The following is a 23,708-nucleotide window of genomic DNA, read 5'->3' as shown; positions in this document are numbered from 1 at the left end:
CTGCACCTCGACGCGCGGAAGGGCCCCTGGCAGCACGCCAGGGGCCCTTCCGCGTCCGCGGGTTCAGTACACGAGCAGCAGGACCAGCAGGACGGCCACGGCCACCACGAGGCCGGCGAGGATCCACCGCCCGGACGACCGCGAGCCGTCCGACTGCGTCAGCCAGCTGAGACCGAACGGGTTGTCGCCGAGGCCCGGCCCCCAGCCGACGGGCCGGTCGGGGCGCGGCGGTCGGTCGTCCGGATTCGTCATGGCCCGATCATCACGCAGCGGCGGCGCTACAGGCCAGCCTTCTCAGCGCCATGTTCCGCCTGCGCGCGGGTGTAGCCGTCCCCTGCGTCAGACGACAGCTGCTCGATCATCGCCTGACGGGAGAACGGTGAGATGTCCAAGTAGTTCTCGGCTGCCTTCACCGCCTGCTCCTTCCAGTCGACGTCGACATGGTCGGCGGCATACGTCGCGTCCTTGCGGGAGTAGCCGTCTCCGGCATCGGATGACAGCTGCCGAATGAGCCCCTTGCGAGAGAACGGAGCGATCTCCAGGTAGTTCTCCGCAGCAGCGAGGGCGTTCTCCTGCCCCGAAGTCATCTCCGGCTCGGACTCCCGCGGTTCGTCGGCGGCCGCCTCGGCAGGCTTGGTGGGCTGAGCAGTCGTGGTCGTCTTCTTGTCGTCGGACGTGACCGACGGCTCGTCCGTGCCACCGCCCGTCGTCGCCGCGACTGCGACGAAGATGACCGCGACAGCGAGGACCCACCACCGCTTCTTTCTGTACCAAGGACGGGAAGCCTTGGCGTACGCCTTTGCGGCCTTCACCTCTGCTCGCGGATTTCTCGGACCATTCGGCTGCCCAGTGCCCATCGTGTTCGACATGGCCCGGAACGTAAGCACGACGAGACCCCTGCGTCCCGAACTTCGTCGAGTCAGTCTGCGAGTTGGTCACTCGTCCCATCCCGACAACGACGAGAGGCCCCCGGCAGGTGCCGGGGGCCTCTCGTGACGGTGGGCGATACTGGGTTCGAACCAGTGACCTCTTCGGTGTGAACGAAGCGCGCTACCACTGCGCCAATCGCCCGTCGCACCATCGGTGCGCGGACCACACTAACGCACCCCTCACGGGACGCGAAACCGGGTCCCGCCCGTCACGGATCGACGCTCTTGGCCGCCTCTCGGGCCCAGATCTCCTGCGCCTTGCGCGTCACCGGACCGGGGGCCGGGAGCTCGCGCTTGTCCACGCGGGACACGGCCTGGACGTCGCGGGTGGTGCCGACCAGCAGCACCTCATCGGCCTCCTCGAGCACCTCGATGGGCGCGTCGCGCTCGATGACGTCCAGCTCGCCGGCGCCCCACTGGAGCACCAGCGCACGGGTGACGCCGGCGAGGCAGCCGGACGCGAGCGTGGGCGTGACCAACGTCTCCCCCACGACGTACATGACGTTGGACCCGGTGCCCTCGCACAGGTCGCCGACCGTGTTCGGCATCAGCGACTCGGACGCTCCGAGGTCGTGCGCGTGCTCGATCATGAGCGCGTTCTCGGCGTAGGACGTGGTCTTGAGCCCGGCGAGGGCGCCGCGCTCGTTGCGCGGCCAGTCGACCGTCACCACGGACGTCACCGACGGCGGACGCTCGGCCGGCTCGGTCACCACCACGTGGCTCATCGGACCGGAACCACGGGGAGAGCCGAGCGGGCCGGGCCCGGACGTGACAGTGATGCGCAGGCGCCCGAACTCGAGCTCCTGGCCCTCGATGGTCGCGGCGACGCCCTCGCGGACGGCACCGAGGTCGGGCTCGCCGATGCCCAGACCGCGTGCGGAACGCGCGAGCCGGTCCAGGTGACGAGTGAGCGCGAACGGCCGACCGTCCTCGATCTTCACCGTCTCGAAGACCCCGTCGCCGACGACGAGGCCGTGGTCCAGGATCGAGAGAGCCGGATCCTGCGGAGATTCCAGGAGTTTTCCGTTCAGCCAGGCACGCATGGAGACACGTTAACCGACCCCGGTTTTGGTCATCGGATGGTCATGTACTAATGTTTCATCTCGGCCCGAGGGGGTCGGAAAAACCGGCCCGGAGGGCAACCGCTTCGCAAGAAGCACGCGGACGTGGCTCAGTGGTAGAGCATCACCTTGCCAAGGTGAGGGTCGCGGGTTCGAATCCCGTCGTCCGCTCGGAGAGGGTCCACGGCAGGGCCATCCTGCGGTGGGTTGGCCGAGAGGCGAGGCAACGGCCTGCAAAGCCGTGAACACGGGTTCGAATCCCGTACCCACCTCTCAGGCTCGATCCAGAGCCTCACAAGTGAATAAGCACGGGCGATTGGCGCAGCGGTAGCGCGCTTCCCTGACACGGAAGAGGTCACTGGTTCAAACCCAGTATCGCCCACAGGACAGAACCCCCGGAGCTCGCTCCGGGGGTTCTTCTCGTTCCGGGACGGGACAGAACCCCCGGAGCTCGCTCCGGGGGTTCTTCTCGTTCCGGGACTCGGTCGAGCGGTTCCCGGGACGTCCGGCGGTCGTGGTGCCACAGTGCTCGCATGATCGACGTCGATGGCATCCTCGAGGAGCTCGACATCGCCCGGGACGGGCTGACGTTCTTCGACCTCAACCATCCGTACCTGCATGCCGTCGACTGCCGCCTGCACGCGTTCGGTGACGGCTCTCGATGGGCCCTCGTCATGGAGCACGTCTGCTACTACGGCCGGGCTTTCAACCTGTTCGACGTGGTGCACGCCTTCGGCAACTGCCTCACCTCCGGCGGCTACATGCTCGAGCAGGACGACTTCCACGGACGGATCGAGAACTTCGCCGAGATCCGCGACACGAGCGACTTCGACGCGCTCGCCGACGGGCCTCCGCCGCGCGTCCGAGGTCGCGACCTGCCGCTGGCGGCCACACCCGGCACGAACCTGGTGTCAGCACTGCGGACGCTCGTCCCCGAGCATCGCGAGCCGCTGCTCGGCACCGATGCGGAGGTACGGCGCAGGGTTCCGCCCGATCTCCCCAAGCTGCTGCAGCTCGAGGAGTGGCACCAGCCCGAGCTCTTCGAGACGACGCCGAGCGAGACCGAGACCTTCCAGCAGCTGGCCCAGGTGATGGCGACCTGCGACCCCGGGGCCTACCGCCCGACCGAGCCGCCGAACACCCACTGGAGCAACTGGCCCCTGTCCGGCTCGCTCTGACCGGGCGCTCTGGAGACCCACCTACTGCAGGGCGGCGGTGAGCCGCATGGTGTTGTCGAGGTAGCGCAGGCGCCACGGCCGCCGGCGCCACTCATCGAGCGTCAGCTCGTGCGAGATCGCGCGGTACTGGTCCTCCACCGCACGGAAGCGGGCCACGACGTCTCCGCCGGCCAGCACGAGCGAGACCTCGTCGTTGAGGGCGAATGAGCGCATGTCCATGTTGCTCGAGCCGATCACCGCCACGTCGTCGTCGATCGAGAAGTGCTTGGAGTGCAGCACCCATGGCGCCGGGTACAGGTGGATGCGGACGCCGGCCTCCAGCAGCGCGTCGTAGTACGAGCACTGGGCGTGCGACACCATGAACTGGTCACCCCACGCGCTCACGAACAGCTCCACGTCGATCCCGCGGCGCGCGGCCGTCGTCACGGCGTAGAGCAGCGGCTCGTCCGGCACGAAGTACGGGCTGGTCAGCGACACCCGGCGCCGCGCGGAGTAGATGAGCGCGGTGAACACCCGCAGGTTGTTCTCGGTGCCGTAGCCCGGCCCGCTCGGCACCACCTGGCCGGCGACGTCGCCGGCCGCTCCCCCACCCGCGACCGGCTTGATCTCGTCACCGATGCGCTCGTCGGACTCGATGTACCAGTCCTTGGCGAACACCGCCCGCAGCGCGTGCACGACCGGCCCCTCGACCCGGACGACCAACTCGACCCACTCACGTCCGGCCTCGTGGTGCTTCTTCTTGTTGTAGCCCGGCTCCACGAGGTTCTGCGATCCCATGAACGCGACCTCGCCGTCCACCACGACGATCTTGCGGTGGTTGCGCAGGTCCGGACGCTGGAGCTCGCCCTTGAACGGCCGGACCGGGAGCATCTGGTGCACCTGGATCGGGGACGCCTCCAGCTTCGCCACGAGCTCCTTGTGGCCCGGGATGGAGCGTGAGCCCATGTGGTCCATGAGCAGGCGCACGACGACGCCGCGCCGGGTGGCCGCGAGCATCTCCTCGAAGAACGGCGCCGTGACGTCGTCCCACGCCACGATGTAGAACTCCACCTCCACCGTCGAGCGCGCCTCGCGCACCGCGGCGGTCATCGCCGCGATCGCGTCGCCGTACCCGGGCAGCAGGTCCACCCGGTTGCCCGCCTGCCAGGGCAGGGACCCCAGCTCCTCGCCGAGGGCGGCGATCGGAGGCAGGTACGCGGGCCCGTCGACCGGCGAGGCCTCGAGCCGGGCGGTGGCGGCACGGATGGCCTCGTCCGCCTCCCGCTGACGGGCGAGACGACGCCGGCCCAGGTGCGTGCGGCCGAGCACGAGGAAGACGACGTAGCCGGCCAGCGGGACGATCAGGATGAGGATCAGCCAGGCCATCGCCGACGACGGCTTGCGGTTGCCCGGCAGCACCCCGATCGCGAGCACCTTGATGACGTAGTCGAGGACGACCACGGCGATGCCGGCGACGACGAGCACGGTGTCCACTAGGCGCCGTCCCGGTCCGTCGGCGCGAGAGGGCACGGCAGCCCGGAGCCCGTCACCCGCACGTCCGCCATGTCACCGCCCCACCGTCGCTCGTCCTGCTCCCACCCTGGCGTGGCCGGCGGGCGCGCGTATCCCCCGCGACGTACGAGGCGGGCGACGCCAGACGGTGGACGCCAAGGGGCGGGCGACGCTCAGGGGATGATGCGGGCGTCCCGGTACCGCTGCGCGTGCTCGAAGAAGGACGCCCGGCTGTCGCGGGTGGCCGAGAATCCGGCCGCCCGGCTCTTGTTCATGTCGGTGACGACCTCGATCTCGCGACCGAGGTCGGCGTCCGAGTGCCACCAGGACGCCACCCGGGCCAGCTCGGGCTCCACGAGGTCGTGCTTCGCCGCGAGCGCGCGCCACGCCTCCTCCATGCCTGCCATGGACGCCTCGAGCGTGCGCGGCGCGTCGACGAACCCCTCCCAGGGCAGGTCGAACCATGCGGCGATCTGGGGCCAGAGCCAGCGCCACCGGAACACGTCGCCGTTGACGGTGTTGAACGCCTGGTCGTGACCGGCCGGCGTCCGCGCGGCCCAGGTCATCTGCCCCGCCAGCAGGTCGGCGTCCGTCACGTCGGTCAGCCCGTTCCACTGCCGCTCCGAGCCGGGGAAGACGAACGGTCGGCCGAGCTCGCGGCACAGGGACGCGTAGGCGCAGAGGGTCGCGACCATGTTCATCGCGTTGCCGGTGGCGAACCCGAGGACGGTGTGCGACCGGTGCACGCTCCAGGTGAAGTCGTCCCGCTCGGCGGCGGCGAAGAGCTCGTCCTCCTGCGCGTAGTAGAAGTTCGGGTACGGCAGGCGCTCCTCGTCCTCCCGGAACGGCGTGTCGGGCATCGTGCCCTGGCCGTAGGCCTCGAACGGGCCGAGGTAGTGCTTGAGCCCGGTCATGAGTGCCACGTGGTCAACCGACCCCGCCGGCGAGAGTGCGGCCAGCAGGTCGCGCACCGCTCCCCCGTTCACCCGGATGTTCTCGGACTCGGTCTCCATCCGGGTCCAGGCGGTGATCGTCACGAGCTGGGGCGCCACCCCGTCGAGCGCGGCGGCGAGGCCTTCCGGGTCGCTCAGGTCGGCGCGGACCGGGATCACGTCCGGGTGAGGCGTCGACCCGCTGCGCGAGAGGCCGTACGTCTCCCAGCCCTCGGCGACCAGCCGGGCGGCCACGGCCTGTCCGACGATCCCGGTCGCGCCGACGACCAGGGCGCGGCCCGGTGTGGTGGAGGGTGTCTCAGCCATGCCTCAGCGGGTCTCGTCCGGCTCGGCGGGCGGCTCGGGCGTCGAGATCGGGTCCTCGGGGCCGACGGGCGTGGGCTCCTGCGGGCCGGTGGGCGACCCGGGGACGGGTCCGTCGGGGTGCATGGGGATGGTGGTCATCGCTGCTCCTCTCAGTGCGGCCGGTCGGCCTCGGGGAAGTCCTCGGGCTCCTCGGTCAGCGGACCGGGCACCGTGGTGCTGCCCGGGTCGGGCTCGACCGCGGGGTCCGGCGTCTTCTCGGGCTCGGGGACGTAGTCGGGTGCGGGGGCTTCGCTCATGTGTGACCCGTGCCCAGATCGGCCGAATCTCAACCGTGGCAGCGGTCGATCGGCGATCCTTGACCGGTGACCGACGACGCCACGAACCCCGACCCGACGACCGCCGACGAGATCCCGGCCGAGCCGGCCGCGACCCGCCGAGTGCGCAAGCCGCTCGCCATCGGCCTGGCCGTGGCCGCGATCGGTGCCATCGCCGCCGGAGGGGTGTACGCCGCCTCCCGCCTGACCGGCTCCGACGCCTCCGAGATGGCGGCCTTGGTGCCGAGCGAGGCCATCGGCTTCGCGGCGGTCAACCTCGACCCCAGCGCGTCCCAGAAGCTGGCCATGGACGACCTGCTGAAGAAGCTGGAGCGCGAGGGTGGCGAGGACCGCGTCGTCGACGCCGACGTGCTCAGCGTCGACGCGCTGCTCGAGGAGCTGACCTGCGACGACGTCTCCCTCGCCGACGGCGACTGGGCCGGCGACCGCGCCGCGATCGTCGCGCTGCCCGCCGAGAAGAAGACGGACGAGCCGTTCAGCGTCGCGGTCTACGCCGCGGTCGACGACGAGCGGACGGCGAAGGAGCTCGCCCGCAAGATCGGCGAGGACGGCATGGACTGCGGCGACGACACCACCGTGTCCGCGACGTACCTGGACCAGGACGGCGGCTGGCTCGTCGCCACGGACGGGGCCCTGCCCGCGCTCCCGGACTCCGACGGCTTCGAGTCGCTGGCCGACTCCGCCGACTTCCGCGAGGACGTCGAGGCGCTCGGCGACGAAGGCGTCGCCACGGCGTGGGCCGACATGGAGGCGGCCGGCGCCCTCGCCGAGGAGATGGGCGTCGACGCCACCGGGGCTGACGGCCGCGTGGCCGCGACCGTGCGCGCGTCCGACGACTCCCTGGAGCTCTTCGCCAGCGTGCCCGTCGCCGAGGACGCGCCGGAGCCGAAGACGTCCGTGGCCGACGTGCTGGAGAAGCTGCCGGCGGACGCGGTGGGCGTGCTGGCCTCCCCCGGCGGGACGCCGGCCGCCGCCGACCTGGCCGAGGCCGAGGAGATGGGCCTCTCGTCGTTCGTGCAGCTGCTGTCCGAGCCGCTGGGCGTGGCCTTCGACCGCGACGGAGCGTTCACCGGCGCGGTCAAGGCCGACCAGGAGGACGTCGAGGCCGGGGTGGCCGAGGTCGCGTCGATCGTGTCGCTGTTCACGTCCGGCTTCGGCATGGGCTACGCCGTCGAGGACGAGCAGGTCACCCTGGACGGCGAGTACAGCGACCCGGAGCTCGACGCCGAGTTCGAGCGGTGCCTGGAGTCCGCCACGTCCGTGGACGACTTCGAGAAGTGCACGCCCCCCGATTCGGCCTACGCCACGGACGACATGATCGCGGAGGACCTGGGCGACCTCACCGCCCCCGAGGCCTTCCAGCCCGAGACGGCGGACGCCGGCGACGGCTTCGTGCGCTTCGCGACGCCCGGAGCATCGACCGACGTCGACGAGCCGCTCACCGGCTCGCGCCTGCTCCAGCACGTCGAGGGCGACCTCGACGACCTGTCGATGCTGGGCGTGGTGGACGTCCGGGCGCTGCTCGGCGACGACGCCGAGCACGTGGGCGAGCTCGGCGCCATCGACCACGCCCTGCTCACGGGCGAGCGCGACGGCGACCGAGAGCAGCTCCGCCTGCGCGTCGTGCTGCGCTGATCCAGCCCGGTCCCTCGGCCACCGGCGCGGCGCTCCGCTCGCGGTTCACCGCGGCGTTGAGCGCCGCGCCGATGAGGATCGAGAAGGCCAGCACGTACAGCCACAGCAGGACGGCGATGGGTGCGGCGAGCGGTCCGTAGATCGACCAGCCGCCGCTGGTGTAGCCCAGGATCCAGCGCACGAACATGCTGCCGAGCACCCACATGACGAGGGTGAACGCCGCCCCGGGCATGCCGGTGAACCAGGACGACCGGCCGGGCACGGCCACGTGGTAGAGCGTCGCCATGAAGCCGGTCGAGACCACGAGCACCGTCGGCCAGTAGAGCTCGCGCAGGAACGCGACGTCGTCGGGCACGACGTCGCGGACGACGTCCGGGCCCGCGAGCGCCAGCGGCACGAGCACGATGCCGATCACCAGCGCGGCGATGTACAGCGTGAACGACAGTGCCCGCGTCGCGATGATGCCGCGCTCCCCGCCCCGGCCGTACATGATCGAGATGGTGTCGAGGAAGACGTTGAGCGCCCGCGACCCCGACCACAGCGCCAGCACGAAGCCGATCGAGACGACGTCGATCCGGCCGCCGGACAGGACGTCGTCCAGCGTGGGCGCGATGACCGCGTCGACGGTGCTGTCGGTGAGCGCGCGGGACGCGATGTCGAGCACGCGGTCCTTGAGCACGTCGACCTGCGCGACGTCGTACTGCTCGGCGACGTAGCCGATCGTGCCGGCGAGGCCGAACACCAGCGGCGGCAGCGAGAGGATGGCGAAGAACGCCGCCTCGGCGGCCAGTCCGGTGACCCGGTAGCGCAGGCACGCCGCGACCGTCTGCGTCACGACCCGACGCAGACGCACGCCTACCGGGTCGGCCACCATGGCGCCTACGGTAACGGCATGGATCCCCGCCAGCGCGCACCCCAGAACCAGGCCACGCCGCTCGTCCACCACGCCGCCGCGGGCGACCGGGCCCTCGTCGACGCGCTCGACGCGTACGCCGGCGACCACGCCGCGGACGTCCACGCGTACCTGGACCCGGTGGGCCGTCTGGCCGGCTCGCTCGAGGCGCGCCACCACTGGCACCGGGCCAACGAGCACGAGCCGGTGCTGCGCACGGTGGACCGGTTCGGCAACCGGGTCGACGAGGTCGAGTTCGACCCCTCCTGGCACTGGCTCATGGAGCACGGCGTCGGCTTCGGCCTCACCGCGGCCCCGTGGACGTCCACGAGCCCGGTCGCCCACCTGCAGCGCGCCGCCGGCTTCGTCACGTGGGGCCAGGTCGAGCAGGGGCACATGTGCCCGATCACGATGACCTATGCCGTCGTCCCCGCGCTCCGCGCCGACGACGCGATCGCCAAGCAGTGGACGCCCGGCCTCGCCTCCACCACGTACGACTTCGGGCTGCGTCCCGCCGGCGAGAAGGCCGGCCTGCTCGCCGGCATGGGCATGACCGAGAAGCAGGGCGGCTCGGACCTGCGCACCAACGTCACCACCGCCACGCCCACGGACGTCCACGGCGAGTACCTGCTGCACGGCCACAAGTGGTTCACGTCGGCGCCCATGAACGACGTCTTCCTGGTGCTCGCCCAGGCCCCCGACGGCATCAGCTGCTTCGTGGTGCCGCGGGTGCTGCCCGACGGCAGCCGCAACGCGATCTCGATCGTCCGGCTCAAGGACAAGCTGGGCAACCGCTCCAACGCGTCCTCCGAGCTCGAGCTCGACGGCGCCTGGGCGCAGCGCCTCGGCGACGAGGGGCGGGGCATCCGCACGATCATCGACATGGTCTCGGCGACCCGGCTGGACTGCGTGCTCGGCTCGGCCGGTCTCATGCGCAAGGCCCTGGCCGAGGCCGCTTGGCACACGTCCCACCGCGCGGCGTTCGGCCGCACCCTGGCCGACCAGCCGGCGATGGTGAACGTGCTGGCCGACCTGGCCGTCGAGAGCGAGGCCGCCACGCGCATCGGCCTGCGCCTGGCGCTGGCCTCGGACCGTCCGCACGACGCGCACGAGCAGGCGCTGCGCCGCATCGGGTCGGCGTTGGCCAAGTTCTGGGTCTGCAAGCGGACGCCGTTCATGGTCGCCGAGGCGCTCGAGTGCCTCGGCGGCAACGGGTACGTGGAGGAGTCCGGCATGCCGCTGCTGTTCCGCGAGTCGCCGCTCAACTCGATCTGGGAGGGAAGCGGCAACGTCAACGCCCTCGACGTGCTGCGCGCGCTGACCCGCGAGCCGGAGTCGCTGGACGCCTGGATCACCGAGGTCGGCGCGGTGCGCGGCGCGGACCGCCGGCTCGACGCCGCGGTCGAGGACGTCCTGACCGAGCTGGCGACGCTCGAGGACGCCGAGACGCGCGCCCGTCGCATCGCGTCCCGCATGGCCGTGTGCCTGCAGGCGGCGCTGCTGCTGCAGGACGGCGACCCGCACGTGGCCGACGCGTTCTGCGCCTCGCGACTGGGCGGCGACTGGTCCGGCGTCATGGGCACCCTGCCGGCGGGGCTGGACCTGAAGCACGTCGCCGAGCGCGCGATGCCCCAGGCCTGAGCCTCCCTCGACCCGTGGGGCGGTGAGTGGCGGTCACTTTCCGCGTCGGAAGTGACCACCAGTCACCGCTCCACCGCCGGAAGTGACCAGGACTCACCGCCCCCGCGCGATTCCTACCGCCCGAAAGCCCCGGAATCCCGGCGCTCGTCGCCGACGCATCTCACATCCTGGTCATGTGTCCCACATCGTGATATCCGGGTTTGTGCCGGGCGGACCGCCCGCGCCAGACTCCTACCCATGCTGAACGCGACGACGACCCACCTCGTGGAGCGACTCCACGTGGACCTCGGTCGTTCCCGCAGCATGATGTGTCGCTGAGTCCCGCGCGACCCCCAGCACTGCTTCCGGCGCGCGGCCGAGCCCGACCACCGCGTCCCGCCCGTGCCGTGTGCCCCGACCTGACGAGGACTCATGGCACCGGCACCGACCACCACCCCGCGACGCCCCCGCCCCAAGCGCGGCGAGGGCCAGTGGGCCTTGGGCTACCGCGAGCCGCTCAACGCCAACGAGCAGGCCAAGAAGGACGACAACCCGCTCAACGTCCGCGCCCGCATCGAGAACATCTACGCCCACCGCGGCTTCGACTCGATCGACAAGTCCGACCTGCGCGGCCGCTTCCGCTGGTGGGGCCTCTACACCCAGCGCAAGGCCGGCATCGACGGCGGCAAGACCGCGACGCTGGAGCCCGAGGAGCTCGAGGACTCCTACTTCATGCTGCGCGTGCGCATCGACGGCGGCCAGCTCGACGTCGCCCAGCTGCGCACCATCGGCGAGCTGTCCACCGAGTACGGCCGTGACACCGCCGACCTGACCGACCGCCAGAACGTCCAGTACCACTGGATCCGCGTCGAGGACGTCCCCACGATCTGGCAGCGCCTCGAGGCCGTCGGCCTGCACACCCAGGAGGCGTGCGGCGACTGCCCGCGCGTCATCCTCGGCTCGCCGGTCGCCGGCATCGCCGCCGACGAGATCATCGACGGCACCGACGCGATCGAGCGGATCGAGCGCGAGTACATCGGCGACCAGGCGTACTCGAACCTGCCGCGCAAGCTCAAGACCGCGATCAGCGGCCACCCGAGCCACGACACCGTGCCGCAGATCAACGACATCGCCTTCGTCGGCGTCGTCCACCCCGAGCACGGCCCCGGCTGGGACCTGTGGGTCGGCGGCGGCCTGTCGACCAACCCGATGCTCGCCCAGCGGCTGGGCGCGTGGATCCCGGACGCGGAGGTGCCCGAGGTCTGGGCCGCCGTCGCCGGCGTCTTCCGCGACTACGGCTACCGCCGGCTGCGCTCGCGGGCGCGCATCAAGTTCCTCGTCGCCGACTGGGGCCCGGAGAAGTTCCGCCAGGTCATGGAGGACGAGTACCTGCAGCGTCCGATGATCGACGGCCCCTCGCCCGAGCTCCCCGAGGTGCCCGGCGACCACGTCGGCGTCCACCGCCAGAAGGACGGACGCTTCTACATCGGCGCCGCGCCCGTCGTCGGCCGCGTCTCGGGCACCCTGCTCACGCAGCTGGCCGACGTCGCCGAGCGTCACGGACTCACCCGCATCCGCACCACGGCGCACCAGAAGCTCCTGCTGCTGGACGTCGAGGAGTCCGACGTCGAGGCCGTCGTCGCCGACCTGGCCGCGATCGGCCTGGAGGCCCGGCCCTCGCAGTGGCGGCGCAACACGATGGCCTGCACGGGCATCGAGTTCTGCAAGCTCGCGATCGTCGACACCAAGGACCGGGCGGCGTGGCTGGTGGACGAGCTCCAGCAGCGCGTCCCCGAGCTGGACGTGCCGATCACGATCAACGTGAACGGCTGCCCCAACTCGTGCGCCCGCATCCAGACCGCCGACATCGGCCTCAAGGGCCAGCTCGTGCTCGACGAGGACGGCCGGCAGGTCGAGGGCTTCCAGGCCCACCTCGGCGGCGCGCTCGGCCTCGAGGCGGGCTTCGGCCGCAAGCTGCGCGCCCACAAGGTGACCGCGACCGAGCTGCCCGACTACGTCGAGAAGCTCTCGCGCACCTTCCTGGAGCAGCGCGAGCACGGCGAGACCTTCGCCCGCTGGGTGGGTCGTGTGGACGAGGAGGTCCTGCGATGAGCGGGAACGCTCCCCTGCACTGCCCGTACTGCGGCGACGAGAACCTCTGGCCGCACGGCCAGAAGCACGGCGAGTGGGAGTGTCGCGCCTGTCGACGCGCCTTCGCCGTGAAGTACCTGGGCATCCTCAGCCCGACCACCACGAACGCCCCTGGAAGGGAGGCACGCACATGACCGCACCAGCCCTTGTCGTACTGGCGCACGGCAGCCGAGATCCCCGCTCGGCCGCCACCATCACTGCCCTGACGGAGATCGTGGCGTGCATGCGTCCCGACCTGCGCGTGGCCCCGGCGTTCCTCGACCTGTCCGAGCCCTCGCTCGACCAGGTCGTCGACCGCCTCGTGGCCGAGGGCCACTCCGAGATCGTCGTCGTCCCGCTCCTGCTCACGCAGGCGTACCACGCCAAGGTCGACGTGCCGCAGGCCGCGGCCGCCGCCGAGGCGCGCCACGCCGGCATCCACGTGCAGGTGACCGACGTGCTCGGCATCGAGCAGGCCTTCTTCCAGATCCTGGACGAGCGCCTGCGCGAGGCCCTGCGTGCCAACCGCGTGCGCGAGCTCGACGGCCTCGTGCTGGCCGGTGCCGGCTCCTCGGACCCGATCGCGAACGCCGCCGTGGCGCGCGCGGCCCGGGCCTGGGGCAACCGTCACAACCTGCCGACGATCGCCGCGTTCGCATCGGCCGCTCCCCCGGCCGCCGGCGAGGCGGTCCGCGCGCTGCGGGCCGACGGACGCCGTCACATCGCCGTGGGCTCGCTGTTCCTGGCCCCGGGCTTCCTGCCCGACCGGGTCAAGGAGCTCGCGCTCGAGGCCGGTGCCGTCGCGGTGGCCGAGCCCATGGGCGCGCACGACGAGATCGCCCGGGTCGTCCTGGCCCGCTACGCGGTCGGCGCCGTCGACCTCGTCCCGCTCGAGGCGATGTTCGCCTGACCAGCAGCCGTCACCACGAGGGGTCCACCGCCGTCGCGGTGGGCCCCTCGTGCGTCCGGCGCCGGACGCCGTAGGTTGGCGCCCGTGCGTGCCTGGCTGCTGCTCGTCGCGGTGGTGGCCGCCGTCTCGGCCCTGCTGACGGTCGCCGGCCTCCCGTCACCGCTGCTGTTCGGCGGCCTGCTCGGCGGGCTGGTGCACTCCCTGGCCTTCCCGCGGCACCGGGTCGAGCCGCCCCGCCTGCTGTTCGTCGTCGGCCAAGCGATCATCGGCGTCACGGTGGGTGCGTCCATCGACTGGGCGACGCTGAGCGGACTCGGCTGGGACTGGCCCGCGGTCGTCGCGGTGACCGTCTCCACGCTCGCGCTGAGCGTCGTCGTCGGGCAGCTGCTGCGGCTGCACCGCGGCACCAGCGGCGTCACGGCCTCGTTCGCCGCCATCGCCGGCGGGGCGTCGGGCATGACCGCCCTGTCGCGCGACCTGGGCGCGGACGACCGGGTCGTCACGGTCATCCAGTACCTGCGGGTGCTCGTCGTCCTGCTCGCGATGCCGGCCGTGGTGACCATCGTCTTCGGCGCCGGGCAGCAGGGCGAGGTGCTGGCCGTCCACGCCGGGTGGAGCGACGTCGGGTTCTCCGCGCTCGCCGTGGTCGCAGGTCTCGTGGTCGGACGGCTGCTGCACCTGCCGTCCCCGGCCGTGCTCGGCGGACTGCTCGCGACCATCCTGCTGCTGCTCCTGCCGCCGTTCCAGGACGCCGGGGTGCCGCCCGTCGTCCAGAGCATCGGGTTCCTGCTGGTCGGCGTAGACGTCGGGCTCCGCTTCACCGCCGAGAGCCTGCGGGCCATCGGACGCATGCTGCCCACCGCGCTGCTGGTGATCGGCCTGATCATCGCCGGCTGCGCCGGGCTGGGCGTGCTGCTGTCGGAGCTGACCGGCACCAGCCGCCTCGACGGCTACCTGGCCACCACGCCGGGCGGCCTGTACGCCGTGCTGGCCACCGCGGCCGGCACCGATGCCGACGTCACCTTCGTCTCGGCCGTGCAGATGCTGCGGCTGCTGCTCGTGCTGCTCGCTGCGCCGCTGCTCGCGCGGCTGCTGCGACGCCGTCGTTGATCAGTCGGTCGCGGCCAGCCGGGCGCGCTCGGCGTCCACGTCGAACCCGGGCTCGGGCCAGTCCAGCCCCATCGCCTCCATCGCCTCGGCCAGCACCTGGCCGACGGCCCAGTTGCGGTACCACTTGTGCCCGGACGGCACGATCGTCCACGGCGCCGACGAGCACCGCTCGATCGCGACCTCGTAGGCCCGCTGGTAGTCGTCCCAGCGCGCCCGCTCGTCGAGGTCGCCCGGGTCGTACTTCCAGTGCTTGGCCGGGTCGTCGAGGCGGGCCGCGAGCCGCTCGCGCTGGTCGTCGAGGTCGATGTGCAGGAAGCACTTCACGACCGTGACGCCGTCGTCGACCAGGCGGCGCTCGAACGCGTCGATGGCGTCGTAGCGCCGTTCCAGCTCCGGCGCCGGCACGAGCGCGTGGACGCGGGCGACCAGCACGTCCTCGTAGTGCGAGCGGTCGAACACCCCGACCATGCCCGCTGCGGGGACCTGCTTCTCGATCCGCCACAGGAAGTCGTGCTCGAGCTCCTCGGGGGTCGGACGCTTGAACGAGGCCACCCGCACGCCGAGCGGGTCCATGAGTCCCGCGACCTTGGCGATCGTGCCGCCCTTGCCCGAGGTGTCCATGCCCTGCAGCACCAGCAGCACGCGCTCGCGAGCGCCGGTCGTCCCGCGGGCGTACAGCTGCTCCTGCCGCAGCGCGAGCACGTCGCCGAGCTCGTCCTTCAGGGCGTGCTGGCCGTCGGCCTTGCCGCCGTCGAAGCCGGGCGTCGCGCGGGAGTCGAGCGTCGTGAGGTCAACGGAGGCCGGGGCACGCAGCAACGAGGTCAGGTCGTCGGTCATGGGTCCTGCCTAGCACGGGCGCCGCGCCCCGGCGACGCCTAGGCTGGGGCCATGTATGACGTCGCCCTGCTCATCGAGCACCAGCTTGAGCCCCTCGACGCCGACCAGGTCGTCTCGTTGCACGAAGGCCTGGACGAGCCGGTCACCTACCACCTGCTGCTCCCCGTGGAGTCGTCCACGTCCTCGATGGTGTCCTCCATGACCGCGTTCGGCGGCGGTCAGGTGCTGCCGCCCGCCGACCCCGACACGCTCCGCGACCTGTCGCGCGAGGTACGGCGCGCCGGCCAGGCCGAGCTCGACGCCAGCGTGGCGCTGCTCAAGGAGCGTGGCCAGACGGTCACCGCCGAGCTCGCCGAGGACGACCCGCTGGACGAGCTGGTCGCGCTGGCCAAGCGCGTCGACGTCGCCGAGGTCATCGTCATGACCGACTCCCACGCCGTCCGCGAGCTGCTCCGGCTCGACTGGGCCTCGCGCGCGCGGCGCACGCTGGACCTGCCGACGCTGCACCTGCTCGAGCACGTCCCGTTCGACGCCCAGTCGCTCTGAGCCGCGGTTGAGCCCGGTCGTACCCTGACCTCATGGCTCACGACATCCCCGCCTCGAGCGACCGCGCGTACGACGTCTCCAAGACCGAGGACGAGTGGCGCGGCGAGCTGAGCGCCGCCGAGTACCACGTCCTGCGTGAGGCCGGCACCGAGCGCCCCTTCTCCTCCTCCTTCGAGACCGATACCACCGAGGCCGTGTACGCGTGCCGCGCGTGCGGGTCGGAGCTGTTCCGCAGCGACACCAAGTTCGACGCCCACTGCGGCTGGCCGGCGTTCTACTCGCCGCTGGCCGAGGACCGGGTGGAGTACATCGAGGACACCACGATGGGCATGAAGCGCACCGAGGTGCGTTGCGCCAACTGCGGGTCGCACCTGGGCCACGTCTTCCAGGGCGAGGGCTTCGACACGCCCACCGACCTGCGCTACTGCATCAACGGCATCAGCCTCACGCAGGAGCCCGTGCAGGGCTGACGCCCCACGACGAAGCCCCCGGACGCTGCCTGCGTCCGGGGGCTTCGTCGTGCTGCAGGCTCAGGGCCAGAGCTGGGCGAGCTCGGCGACCGAGTGCGCGCGGCCGGTGTAGAACGGCAGCTCCTCGCGGACGTGCAGCCGGGCCTCGGTGGCGCGCAGCTCGCGCATGAGGTCGACGATGCGGTGGAGCTCGTCGGCCTCGAAGGCCAGGATCCACTCGTAGTCGCCCAGCGCGAACGAGGCGAGCGTGCTGGCGCGGACGTCGGCGTAGTCGCGGGCGGCCAGGCCGTGGTCGCGCAGCATGGTGCGGCGCTCGTCCTCGGGCAGTAGGTACCACTCGTAGGAGCGGACGAAGGGGTACACGCACAGGTACGGCTTCGCGGCCTCGCCGGCGAGCACGGCCGGGATGTGGGCCCGGTTGAACTCGGCCGGACGGTGCATCGCGGCGTTCGACCACACCGGCGTCATGCGCGAGCCGAGCGCGGTGCGGCGGAAGCCGTTGTAGGCCGCCTGCAGCACGTCGATGCTCGGCCCGTGCCACCAGATCAGCAGGTCGGCGTCGGCGCGCATGCCGCTGACGTCGTACGTGCCGCGCACCACGACGTCGTCGTCGTCGAGCTTGGCGAAGAACGCCTCGACCTCGGCGGCCTCGGCCGCCCGGTCGGCGTCCGCCAGCGGCGTGACGAGCTTGAACACCGAGTAGAAGACGTACCGCGTGCTGGCGTTGACTTCCTCGGCGATGGCTGCGTGGTCGATGTCGCTCATGGCTCCATTGTGCTCCTGGCGCACCACGCGCCGGCGCCCGGCTAGGCGGTGGCGAGCAGGCGGGCGACGGCGGCGTGCGCGTTCGCCACGACGGCCGGGATGCCGACGCCGCGGTAGGCCGCGCCGCACACCTCGAGACCCGGCACCTGCGCGACGGATCGCTCGACGACGTCGACCCGGGCGAGGTGGCCCACGTCGTACTGCGGCAGCGCCGAGCCCCACCGCTGCACGTGCGCGTCGACCAGCGGCGGCAGCGCGCCGACGGCCTCGGTGAGGTCGGCCAGCGAGCGCTCGACGACCTGCGCGTCGGTGAGCCCGAGCAGCGTGGCGTCGCCGACCCGGCCCATGGACGTGCGCAGCACGGTGCGTCCGGGCGCCATCTCGGCGACCCAAGGCCACTTGTGCGAGGAGAAGGTCGACGCCTTGATGGCCGTGCCCTCGACCGCGGGCACGAGGAAGCCCGACCCGACGCCCTCGACCTCGCCGTCCAGCACGAAGGAGACGATCGCCATGCTGGCGTACTCGACGTCGGCGAGGGCGAACGCGGCCTCCGGCGCGAGCTCGGCGAGCAGGCGCGACGTGGCCGCTCCGGGCGTCGCGACGACGACGAGGTCGACGTCGAGCTCGTCCAGGTCGTGCGCGGGGCCGACGGTGAGCCGCCACCCGTCGCCGTGGCCCACGAGGTCACGGACGGCCGCACCGGTACGCACCTCGGCGCCCGAGGCCGCGGCGACGGCGGCGGGCAGCCGGCCCATGCCGCCGCGCACGCACGCGAAGACCGGTCCGGCGTCGGGCTGCTGGTAGGTGCGCTCGCGCGCAGCGGCCGCCCCGGCCAGCAGGTCGGGCGCCAGTGCGGCGACCTGCGGAGCCGCGGCCTGCAGCGACAGCCGCTCCGGACGTCCGGCGTAGACGCCGCCCAGCAGCGGTTCGACGAGCCGGTCCAGGACGTCCTGCCCGACCCGCTCGGTGACGAACTCGGCGACCGACACGTCCTCGTCGGGCGCCGGCGCGGGGTGGGACACGGGCGTCCCGGTCACGATGCCGGACGCGGCGAGGGCCTCGAGGTCGGACGGGATGCCCTGCACCGTCGGCGGGAGCGGACGGACCGACCCGCGCGTCCAGATGCCGGCCCCGACGCCGGCGGCCGGGTGGACGAGCTCGTCGTCCAGTCCGGCGGCGCGTGCGAGGGCGAGCCCCTCCGGACGCCGGGCCAGCATCGCCTCGGCGCCCACGTCGATCGTCAGGCCGCCGACGTCCTGGTGGCGCAGCTTGCCGCCCACCCGGTCGGTGGCCTCGAGGACGACGACGTCCGCGTCGGGCGCGAGCTCACGCACGCGCAGCGCGGCGGCCAGACCGGCGATGCCGCCGCCGACGACCGCGACGCGGGTCATCGCGCGTCGTACCCGTGGACGAAGTCGACGAGCCGGGTGAGCGCGTCCGGGTCGGTGTCGGGCAGCACGCCGTGGCCGAGGTTGAACACGTGCCCGGGCGCCGCCCGGCCCGCCTCGATCACTCGCGCGGCCTCGCGCTCCACGACCGCGGTCGGGGCGAACAGCGTGGTCGGGTCGAGGTTGCCCTGCACCGCCTTGCCCGGGCCGATGCGCTTCACCGCCTCGTCGAGCGGGACGCGCCAGTCGACGCCGACGACGTCGACGCCGGCCTCACCCATCGCGCCGAGCAGCTCGCCGGTGCCGACGCCGAAGTGGATACGCGGCACGTCCAGGCCGTCGAGCGCGGACAGGGCCGTCTTCGAGTGGGGCAGCACGAACTCGCGGTAGTCGGCCAGCGAGAGCGCCCCGGCCCAGGAGTCGAACAGCTGGACGGCCGACGCGCCGTTCTCGACCTGCACGCGCAGGAACTGCCCGGCGATCGCGGCCAGGCGTCCGGCCAGCGCGTGCCACAGCTCCGGCTCGGCGTACATCAGCTGCTTGGTGCGGCGGTGGTCGCGCGACGGGCCGCCCTCGATCAGGTAGGACGCCAGCGTGAACGGGGCGCCGGCGAAGCCGATGAGCGGCGTCGAGCCGAGCTCCTGGACGAGACCGCGGACCGACTCGGCGATCGGCTCGACGTCGTCGGGCTCGATGTCGCGCAGCTGGGCGAGCTGGCTGGCCTCGCGGATCGGCTCGGCGACCACCGGACCGGTGCCCGGCACGATGTCGAGGTCGACGCCGATGGCCTTGAGCGGGACGACGATGTCGCTGAAGAAGATGGCCGCGTCGACGCCGTGGCGGCGCACCGGCTGCATCGTGATCTCCACGACCAGCTCGGGGCGGAAGCACGAGTCGAGCATCGCCACGCCCTCGCGCACCGCGCGGTACTCGGGCAGCGAGCGCCCCGCCTGGCGCATGAACCACACCGGGGTGTGGGCGGGCGTGCCGCCGCGGGCGGCCTGGAGGAACGGGCTGTCGGCCAACGTCGTCGTCACCCCCCGATCCTCTCAGGTGCGCCCCACCTCGTCCCCATCGGACGGCCGGATTCGGAGTGTCGGAGCCGGTCGGCGTCGGCGGTGACGCCTACGATCGCGATGTGGGTGCCCGCGAGCCGATCGACCGAGAGCCCGCAGCGTTCGTCGCTGCGGTCGAGGCCATGCGTCACGCCTCGTTGCGCCCCGAGGTGGGCGCCGACGAGCTGCCGCCTCCCCGCCGCATCGCGCCGTACGCGTACGCGATGACCGGCGACGTCACCGTCGACGACGACGAGATCGGCACCGGACGCTTCGTCCTGCTGCACGACCCGGCCGGGCAGGACGCGTGGGAGGGCACCTTCCGCTGCGTCACGTTCGCCCGCGCCGAGATCGACCCCGAGATGGCGGCCGACCCGGTCCTGCCGTCGGTGGGCTGGAGCTGGCTGGTCGACGCGCTGGCCGGCTACGGCGCCGAGCACGCGGTCGCCAGCGGCTCGGTCACCGTCGTGCGGTCCGAGGGCTTCGGCGACCTGGACGACGACACCGGCTCGGCCCAGGTCGAGCTGCGCGCGTCCTGGACCCCGATCGTCCCCGACGGCCAGCACGCGGCCGCCTGGTCCGACCTCCTGTGCACCCTCGCCGGCCTGCCCCCGCTGCAGCCCGGCGTCATCCCGTTCCCGTCGCGGCGTGGCCAGCGCGGATGAGCGAGGACACCCCTACCGAGCTCCCGGCGCCCGAGGTGCCCGACACCCCGCCGGCGCCGCCACTGCGCCTGCGTGAGCCGCTGCCCGAGGTCATCGCGACGCCCGAGGCGCTCGCCGACTACGTCGCGAAGGTCGCCGCCGGCTCCGGTCCGGTCGGCCTGGACGCCGAACGGGCGTCCGGCTACCGCTACTCCCAGCGCGCCTACCTCGTGCAGGTGCGTCGCGAGGGCGCCGGCACCGCGCTGATCGACCCCATCGCGCTGCCCGACCTGTCGAGCCTGGACGAGGCGATCGGCGACGCCGAGTGGATCCTGCACGCCGCCACCCAGGACCTCGTGTGCCTGGCCGAGGTCGGCCTGCGCCCGCGGGCGTTGTTCGACACCGAGCACGCCGGGCGGCTGCTGAACCTGCCCCGCGTCGGCCTGGCCACGCTGGTCGAGTCGCTGCTCGGGTCGAGCCTGGCCAAGGAGCACTCGGCCGTCGACTGGTCCACGCGTCCGCTGCCCGAGCCGTGGCTGGAGTACGCCGCCCTCGACGTCGAGGTGCTCGTCGAGCTGCGTGACGCCATGCACGAGCGACTCGTCGCCGCCGGCAAGCGCGAGTGGGCCGCCGAGGAGTTCGAGGCGCTGCTGTCGTTCACCGGACCCGCGCCGCGCACCGACCCGTGGCGACGCACGTCCGGCATCCATCGGGCCCGCGGCCGTCGCGCCCTCGGCGTCGTCCGTGACCTGTGGCTGGCCCGCGACGAGATCGCCCGCGAGCGCGACACCACGCCCTCGCGCGTCCTCCCCGACGCCGCGATCCTCGAGATCGCCCAGACGCTCCCGACCGACGCCCAGACCATGCGCGGCCTGAAGTCTCTCCAGCGTCGTGGCCCGCGGCGGTTCCTGGCCCGCTGGCTGCAGGTGGTCGACGACGTCCTGCAGCTCGACGACGCCGACCTGCCCAGCCCGTCCCCGCGCGCCGACGGTCCACCGCCGCCGCGCACGTGGACCGAGAAGAACCCCGCGGCGGCCGAGCGGCTGGGTGCGGTGCGCGAGGTCATGACCGCGCTGGCCACCGAGCACGACCTGCCCTCCGAGAACCTGCTGACGCCCCACCTGGTGCGTGAGCTGGCCTGGAGCCCGCCCTCGCCGATCGACGCGCCCACCGTCGCCGAGACGCTGCTCGCGCACGGCGCCCGCCGCTGGCAGGTGAGCATCGTGGCCGAGCCGCTGGCCGACGCGCTGCGTTCTCCGGCAACTGCCTGATCGGTCTGGGTCCGCGGCGTACAGTCGTCGTCGATGAGCGACTTCCGCCGGCCCGCCCTGCCCGGAGCCCACCTGTTCGACGACCTCCCCGGTGAACCCGACCCCGCTGAGCGCGCGGCCGCCGGTCACCGCATCGCGTCCCTGCTCGTCCGCGGCGCCGCGAACGACGCCGACGCCGGTCTCGTGGAGCGCGTCGTCCACCTGGCCGACGAGGAGGGTCTCGGCGTCATCGCCGAGCTGTGGTCGCAGGCCTCGGCCGAGACGATCGCCGGCGCCCTGTGGCGGCTGTACGTGCTCCGCACGTGGGTCGTGCGCGACCCCGTCGGCGCCGCCCGCGAGTTCAGCGCCGGCAAGGCGTACTCCCCCGTCGACGTCGTGCTGGCCGGTGTCGTGGAGCCGCCCGGACCCGACGAGGTCATCGCGCTGGTCGACACCGTGGTGAGCGGCATCGTGCGCCCGGACCTGGACGTCGCGCTCGACCGCGCGGCCTCGTTCGCCCACGTCGTGGCCATCGGACGGGCCCAGCTGGAGTCCGGCGACGCGCACAGCGCCGCCCGTCTGCTCGACACCGCCAAGGCGCTGCACCGCGCCGCCGAGCTCGAGCGGGCCGGCGAGCTGCACTAGTGCTTGTGCGTCACGGACCGGCCGCTACGCTGGTGAGGCGTCGGGCTGTGGCAAGCCCCGGGTCCCACAAATAGCCGCTTCGAGCGGCCTTGCGCCGTGAGGCGCTTCCCAGCCCGACGCCCTACTTCCCCTCAGCGCGACGGCGCGAACGTCGTGTACGAGTGCCGCGGACGTCCGATGGCCGCGAGCTCGGCGAGGTCGTCCTGGCTCGGCACCCACTGCACCGCCTCGGCGTTCGCCACGACCTGGTCGGGCCGGGTCGCTCCCGCGATGACGCTGCCGACCGCGGGCTGGGCGGCCAGACCGCCGATCGCGACCTCCAGCAGGCTGAGTCCTCGCGCCTCGCCGAACGCGGCCAGCGCCTCGACCGTGTCCCAGTCGGCGTTCTCGTAGCGGTGCGTCTCGCTCTCCAGCCGGCTTCCCGCCGGCGGCTTCTGGCCGCGGTGGTACTTGCCGGTGAGCAGCCCGTAGGCCAGCGGGAAGTACGGCAGGATCGAGACCTGCAGCGTCTCGCAGGCCGGCACCAGCTCGACCTCGGCCGTCCGGTTGTACAGCGAGTACTCGTTCTGAGCCGTGACGAACTCCTCCAGGCCGGCCGCCTTGGCGCGGTGGTGGGCACCGACGAGCTGCCAGGCCTGCAGGTTGGACGAGCCGATGGCCCGCACCTTGCCCTCGCGGACGAGCTCGGTCATCGCCCCGAGGGTCTCCTCGATCGGCGTCTCCGGGTCGGGCGTGTGCAGCTGGTACAGGTCGATGTGGTCGACGCCCAGCCGTCGCAGGCTCGCCTCCGCCGCCCGGCGGACGTATGCGGCGGAGCCTCGGCGCCCGCCGTCGTCCCCGTTCGCGCCCTGCATGTCCATGCCGAACTTCGTGGCGATCACGGCCTCGTCGCGGCGTCCGGCGAGCACGGCGCCGAGCATCTCCTCGCTCGCGCCGAGGCCGTACGTGTCGGCGGTGTCGAAGAAGTTCACGCCCGCGTCCAGGGCTCCGAGCACGACGTCGCGGGAGCGGTCGGCGTCGATGCGGCGCCCGAAGGCGTTGCACCCCACGCCCACGACGGAGACGGACAGGTCGCTCGTGCCGAGCCGGCGCATCTGGATCGTCATGCGGTCAGCGTAGGACGCACACCGAGACGTCACCGCCCGGCCACGTGCGTCCCGTACGATCAGGGGATGCTCACCGGGACCACGAGGCGGCGCTGTGCGGCCGTGCTGTCGGTCCCGCTGCTCCTCGCGCTCGTCGTGGTCCACGCCGCGACCCGCACGCAGCCCACGTCGGCGCAGCGCACCGTCGCCGCGCAGACAGCCTCCGCCGCCGCTCCCGTCCGCCACGCGGCGACGGTCGAGCCGGCCGCGGTGAGCGCCGCTCCGGACCTGCACTGGGACCTGGCGGCCGCGCTGCCCGAGCTCTCGGGCGTCCCGCTCCCCCACGGCGTCACCGACGCCGCACCGTCGCGCCCCAGCCCGGGCGAGCCGGCCACCCCGCTGACCCGCGAGGGACGCGCGCCGCCGGCCTGAGGCCGCACCCGCTCGTCCGTCCCACGCCGCACGGCGTCACC

26 protein-coding genes and 4 tRNA genes are annotated in these 23,708 nt (G+C 72.5%); 16 read left to right on the top strand and 14 right to left on the bottom strand.

Annotation, left to right across the window (positions count from 1 at the left end; genetic code table 11):
• Nucleotides 1-63 precede the first annotated feature (63 nt).
• The 4 genes from E0W78_RS05390 to E0W78_RS05375 form a co-directional block, all read right to left on the bottom strand.
• The gene (locus tag E0W78_RS05390; protein ID WP_131402820.1) at nucleotides 64-252 is read right to left on the bottom strand and encodes a hypothetical protein; all 189 of its coding nucleotides are present in this window, start codon (nucleotides 250-252) and stop codon (nucleotides 64-66) included.
• Between the two features lie 26 nt (nucleotides 253-278).
• Complete coding sequence (locus tag E0W78_RS16710; RefSeq protein WP_207392640.1) at nucleotides 279-869, bottom strand: Ltp family lipoprotein; 591 nt, start codon at nucleotides 867-869, stop codon at nucleotides 279-281.
• Between the two features lie 130 nt (nucleotides 870-999).
• Nucleotides 1,000-1,071 (bottom strand) — tRNA-Val (locus tag E0W78_RS05380).
• Nucleotides 1,072-1,138: 67 nt separating this feature from the next.
• Nucleotides 1,139-1,972, bottom strand: a complete 834-nt coding sequence (locus E0W78_RS05375; RefSeq protein ID WP_131402819.1) for an aminotransferase class IV — start codon at nucleotides 1,970-1,972, stop codon at nucleotides 1,139-1,141.
• 117 nt (nucleotides 1,973-2,089) lie between these two features.
• Between E0W78_RS05375 and E0W78_RS05370 the strand changes: the two genes are divergently transcribed.
• From E0W78_RS05370 to E0W78_RS05355, 4 genes are all read left to right on the top strand, one after another.
• Nucleotides 2,090-2,161: transfer RNA gene (locus E0W78_RS05370), tRNA-Gly, on the top strand.
• 30 nt (nucleotides 2,162-2,191) lie between these two features.
• A tRNA-Cys gene (locus E0W78_RS05365) sits at nucleotides 2,192-2,262 on the top strand.
• A gap of 38 nt (nucleotides 2,263-2,300) precedes the next feature.
• Nucleotides 2,301-2,372: transfer RNA gene (locus E0W78_RS05360), tRNA-Val, on the top strand.
• Nucleotides 2,373-2,523: 151 nt separating this feature from the next.
• Nucleotides 2,524-3,168: a hypothetical protein gene (locus E0W78_RS05355; protein ID WP_131402818.1), complete on the top strand. Its 645-nt coding sequence runs from the start codon at nucleotides 2,524-2,526 to the stop codon at nucleotides 3,166-3,168.
• A 21-nt stretch (nucleotides 3,169-3,189) separates the two neighbouring features.
• On the opposite strand, the gene cls is transcribed toward E0W78_RS05355, so the two are convergent.
• The 4 genes from cls to E0W78_RS16485 all read right to left on the bottom strand — a co-directional run bounded on the left by cls (nucleotide 3,190) and on the right by E0W78_RS16485 (nucleotide 6,214).
• A complete protein-coding gene (gene cls, locus E0W78_RS05350; protein WP_242686240.1) occupies nucleotides 3,190-4,641 on the bottom strand; it encodes a cardiolipin synthase in 1,452 nt (483 codons plus the stop codon).
• 191 nt (nucleotides 4,642-4,832) lie between these two features.
• A complete protein-coding gene (locus E0W78_RS05345) occupies nucleotides 4,833-5,918 on the bottom strand; it encodes an SDR family oxidoreductase (RefSeq protein ID WP_131402817.1) in 1,086 nt (361 codons plus the stop codon).
• Nucleotides 5,919-5,921: 3 nt separating this feature from the next.
• Complete coding sequence (locus E0W78_RS16955) at nucleotides 5,922-6,056, bottom strand: hypothetical protein (protein WP_278249421.1); 135 nt, start codon at nucleotides 6,054-6,056, stop codon at nucleotides 5,922-5,924.
• 11 nt (nucleotides 6,057-6,067) lie between these two features.
• Nucleotides 6,068-6,214 (bottom strand): hypothetical protein, encoded by a 147-nt coding sequence (locus E0W78_RS16485; protein WP_165570412.1) that lies wholly within the window; start codon nucleotides 6,212-6,214, stop codon nucleotides 6,068-6,070.
• 66 nt (nucleotides 6,215-6,280) lie between these two features.
• On the opposite strand from E0W78_RS16485, the gene E0W78_RS05340 reads away from it, so the two are divergent.
• Nucleotides 6,281-7,888 carry a hypothetical protein gene (locus tag E0W78_RS05340; RefSeq protein WP_131402816.1) on the top strand — a complete coding sequence of 536 codons (1,608 nt, stop codon included), beginning with the start codon at nucleotides 6,281-6,283 and terminating at the stop codon, nucleotides 7,886-7,888.
• On the opposite strand, the gene E0W78_RS05335 is transcribed toward E0W78_RS05340, so the two are convergent.
• The gene (locus E0W78_RS05335) at nucleotides 7,830-8,723 is read right to left on the bottom strand and encodes a YihY/virulence factor BrkB family protein (protein WP_242686239.1); all 894 of its coding nucleotides are present in this window, start codon (nucleotides 8,721-8,723) and stop codon (nucleotides 7,830-7,832) included. The two genes, E0W78_RS05340 and E0W78_RS05335, sit on opposite strands and share 59 nt — an antisense overlap.
• A 57-nt stretch (nucleotides 8,724-8,780) precedes the next feature.
• Here E0W78_RS05335 and E0W78_RS05330 point away from each other — a divergent pair, with 57 nt between their 5' ends.
• The 5 genes from E0W78_RS05330 (at nucleotide 8,781) to E0W78_RS05315 (ending at nucleotide 14,550) form a co-directional block, all read left to right on the top strand.
• Nucleotides 8,781-10,421, top strand: a complete 1,641-nt coding sequence (locus E0W78_RS05330) for an acyl-CoA dehydrogenase family protein (RefSeq protein WP_131402814.1) — start codon at nucleotides 8,781-8,783, stop codon at nucleotides 10,419-10,421.
• Between the two features lie 411 nt (nucleotides 10,422-10,832).
• Entirely contained in the window at nucleotides 10,833-12,512 is a 1,680-nt protein-coding gene (locus E0W78_RS05325) for a nitrite/sulfite reductase (protein ID WP_131402813.1), read from the top strand.
• Nucleotides 12,509-12,685: a hypothetical protein gene (locus E0W78_RS16480; RefSeq protein ID WP_165570411.1), complete on the top strand. Its 177-nt coding sequence runs from the start codon at nucleotides 12,509-12,511 to the stop codon at nucleotides 12,683-12,685. The genes E0W78_RS05325 and E0W78_RS16480 overlap by 4 nt, the downstream gene beginning before the upstream one ends.
• Nucleotides 12,682-13,440 (top strand): CbiX/SirB N-terminal domain-containing protein, encoded by a 759-nt coding sequence (locus E0W78_RS05320; protein WP_131402812.1) that lies wholly within the window; start codon nucleotides 12,682-12,684, stop codon nucleotides 13,438-13,440. Before E0W78_RS16480 ends, E0W78_RS05320 begins: the two co-directional genes overlap by 4 nt.
• An 84-nt stretch (nucleotides 13,441-13,524) precedes the next feature.
• Nucleotides 13,525-14,550, top strand: a complete 1,026-nt coding sequence (locus tag E0W78_RS05315; protein ID WP_131402811.1) for an AbrB family transcriptional regulator — start codon at nucleotides 13,525-13,527, stop codon at nucleotides 14,548-14,550.
• Here the strand turns inward: E0W78_RS05315 and E0W78_RS05310 are convergent, their stop codons facing one another.
• Nucleotides 14,551-15,387 (bottom strand): PPK2 family polyphosphate kinase, encoded by an 837-nt coding sequence (locus tag E0W78_RS05310; RefSeq protein ID WP_131402810.1) that lies wholly within the window; start codon nucleotides 15,385-15,387, stop codon nucleotides 14,551-14,553. It abuts the gene before it with no gap.
• Nucleotides 15,388-15,438: 51 nt separating this feature from the next.
• On the opposite strand from E0W78_RS05310, the gene E0W78_RS05305 reads away from it, so the two are divergent.
• Both E0W78_RS05305 and msrB read left to right on the top strand, forming a co-directional pair.
• On the top strand, nucleotides 15,439-15,933 hold the full coding sequence (locus E0W78_RS05305) for a hypothetical protein (RefSeq protein WP_131402809.1): 495 nt from the start codon (nucleotides 15,439-15,441) through the stop codon (nucleotides 15,931-15,933).
• Between the two features lie 32 nt (nucleotides 15,934-15,965).
• Complete coding sequence (msrB, locus tag E0W78_RS05300; RefSeq protein ID WP_131402808.1) at nucleotides 15,966-16,403, top strand: peptide-methionine (R)-S-oxide reductase MsrB; 438 nt, start codon at nucleotides 15,966-15,968, stop codon at nucleotides 16,401-16,403.
• Between the two features lie 60 nt (nucleotides 16,404-16,463).
• Here the strand turns inward: msrB and hemQ are convergent, their stop codons facing one another.
• Genes hemQ through hemE form a run of 3 tightly spaced genes read right to left on the bottom strand, consistent with a single transcriptional unit; the run spans nucleotide 16,464 to nucleotide 19,593 of the window.
• The gene (hemQ, locus tag E0W78_RS05295; protein WP_131402807.1) at nucleotides 16,464-17,168 is read right to left on the bottom strand and encodes a hydrogen peroxide-dependent heme synthase; all 705 of its coding nucleotides are present in this window, start codon (nucleotides 17,166-17,168) and stop codon (nucleotides 16,464-16,466) included.
• 41 nt (nucleotides 17,169-17,209) lie between these two features.
• Nucleotides 17,210-18,559, bottom strand: a complete 1,350-nt coding sequence (gene hemG / locus E0W78_RS05290; RefSeq protein WP_131402806.1) for a protoporphyrinogen oxidase — start codon at nucleotides 18,557-18,559, stop codon at nucleotides 17,210-17,212.
• Nucleotides 18,556-19,593: a uroporphyrinogen decarboxylase gene (hemE, locus tag E0W78_RS05285; protein ID WP_131402805.1), complete on the bottom strand. Its 1,038-nt coding sequence runs from the start codon at nucleotides 19,591-19,593 to the stop codon at nucleotides 18,556-18,558. The genes hemG and hemE overlap by 4 nt, the downstream gene beginning before the upstream one ends.
• A 101-nt stretch (nucleotides 19,594-19,694) precedes the next feature.
• On the opposite strand from hemE, the gene E0W78_RS05280 reads away from it, so the two are divergent.
• Genes E0W78_RS05280 through E0W78_RS05270 form a run of 3 tightly spaced genes read left to right on the top strand, consistent with a single transcriptional unit; the run spans nucleotide 19,695 to nucleotide 22,150 of the window.
• Nucleotides 19,695-20,276: a DUF3000 domain-containing protein gene (locus E0W78_RS05280; protein ID WP_131402804.1), complete on the top strand. Its 582-nt coding sequence runs from the start codon at nucleotides 19,695-19,697 to the stop codon at nucleotides 20,274-20,276.
• Nucleotides 20,273-21,526 carry an HRDC domain-containing protein gene (locus tag E0W78_RS05275; RefSeq protein ID WP_131402803.1) on the top strand — a complete coding sequence of 418 codons (1,254 nt, stop codon included), beginning with the start codon at nucleotides 20,273-20,275 and terminating at the stop codon, nucleotides 21,524-21,526. Before E0W78_RS05280 ends, E0W78_RS05275 begins: the two co-directional genes overlap by 4 nt.
• A gap of 33 nt (nucleotides 21,527-21,559) precedes the next feature.
• Nucleotides 21,560-22,150, top strand: coding sequence for a hypothetical protein (locus E0W78_RS05270; RefSeq protein ID WP_131402802.1), 591 nt, complete (start codon nucleotides 21,560-21,562; stop codon nucleotides 22,148-22,150).
• Nucleotides 22,151-22,281: 131 nt separating this feature from the next.
• Here E0W78_RS05270 and E0W78_RS05265 read toward each other — a convergent pair whose 3' ends face one another.
• The gene (locus E0W78_RS05265; protein WP_131402801.1) at nucleotides 22,282-23,256 is read right to left on the bottom strand and encodes an aldo/keto reductase; all 975 of its coding nucleotides are present in this window, start codon (nucleotides 23,254-23,256) and stop codon (nucleotides 22,282-22,284) included.
• Nucleotides 23,257-23,322: 66 nt separating this feature from the next.
• On the opposite strand from E0W78_RS05265, the gene E0W78_RS05260 reads away from it, so the two are divergent.
• Nucleotides 23,323-23,667: a hypothetical protein gene (locus E0W78_RS05260; protein ID WP_131402800.1), complete on the top strand. Its 345-nt coding sequence runs from the start codon at nucleotides 23,323-23,325 to the stop codon at nucleotides 23,665-23,667.
• Nucleotides 23,668-23,708: the final 41 nt, after the last annotated feature.

Source organism: Aeromicrobium sp. IC_218 (genome assembly GCF_004336805.1).
Classification (GTDB): domain Bacteria; phylum Actinomycetota; class Actinomycetes; order Propionibacteriales; family Nocardioidaceae; genus Aeromicrobium.
The sequence above is the reverse complement of the archived record's forward strand: the minus strand, read 5'-3'. Positions and strand labels throughout refer to the sequence as shown.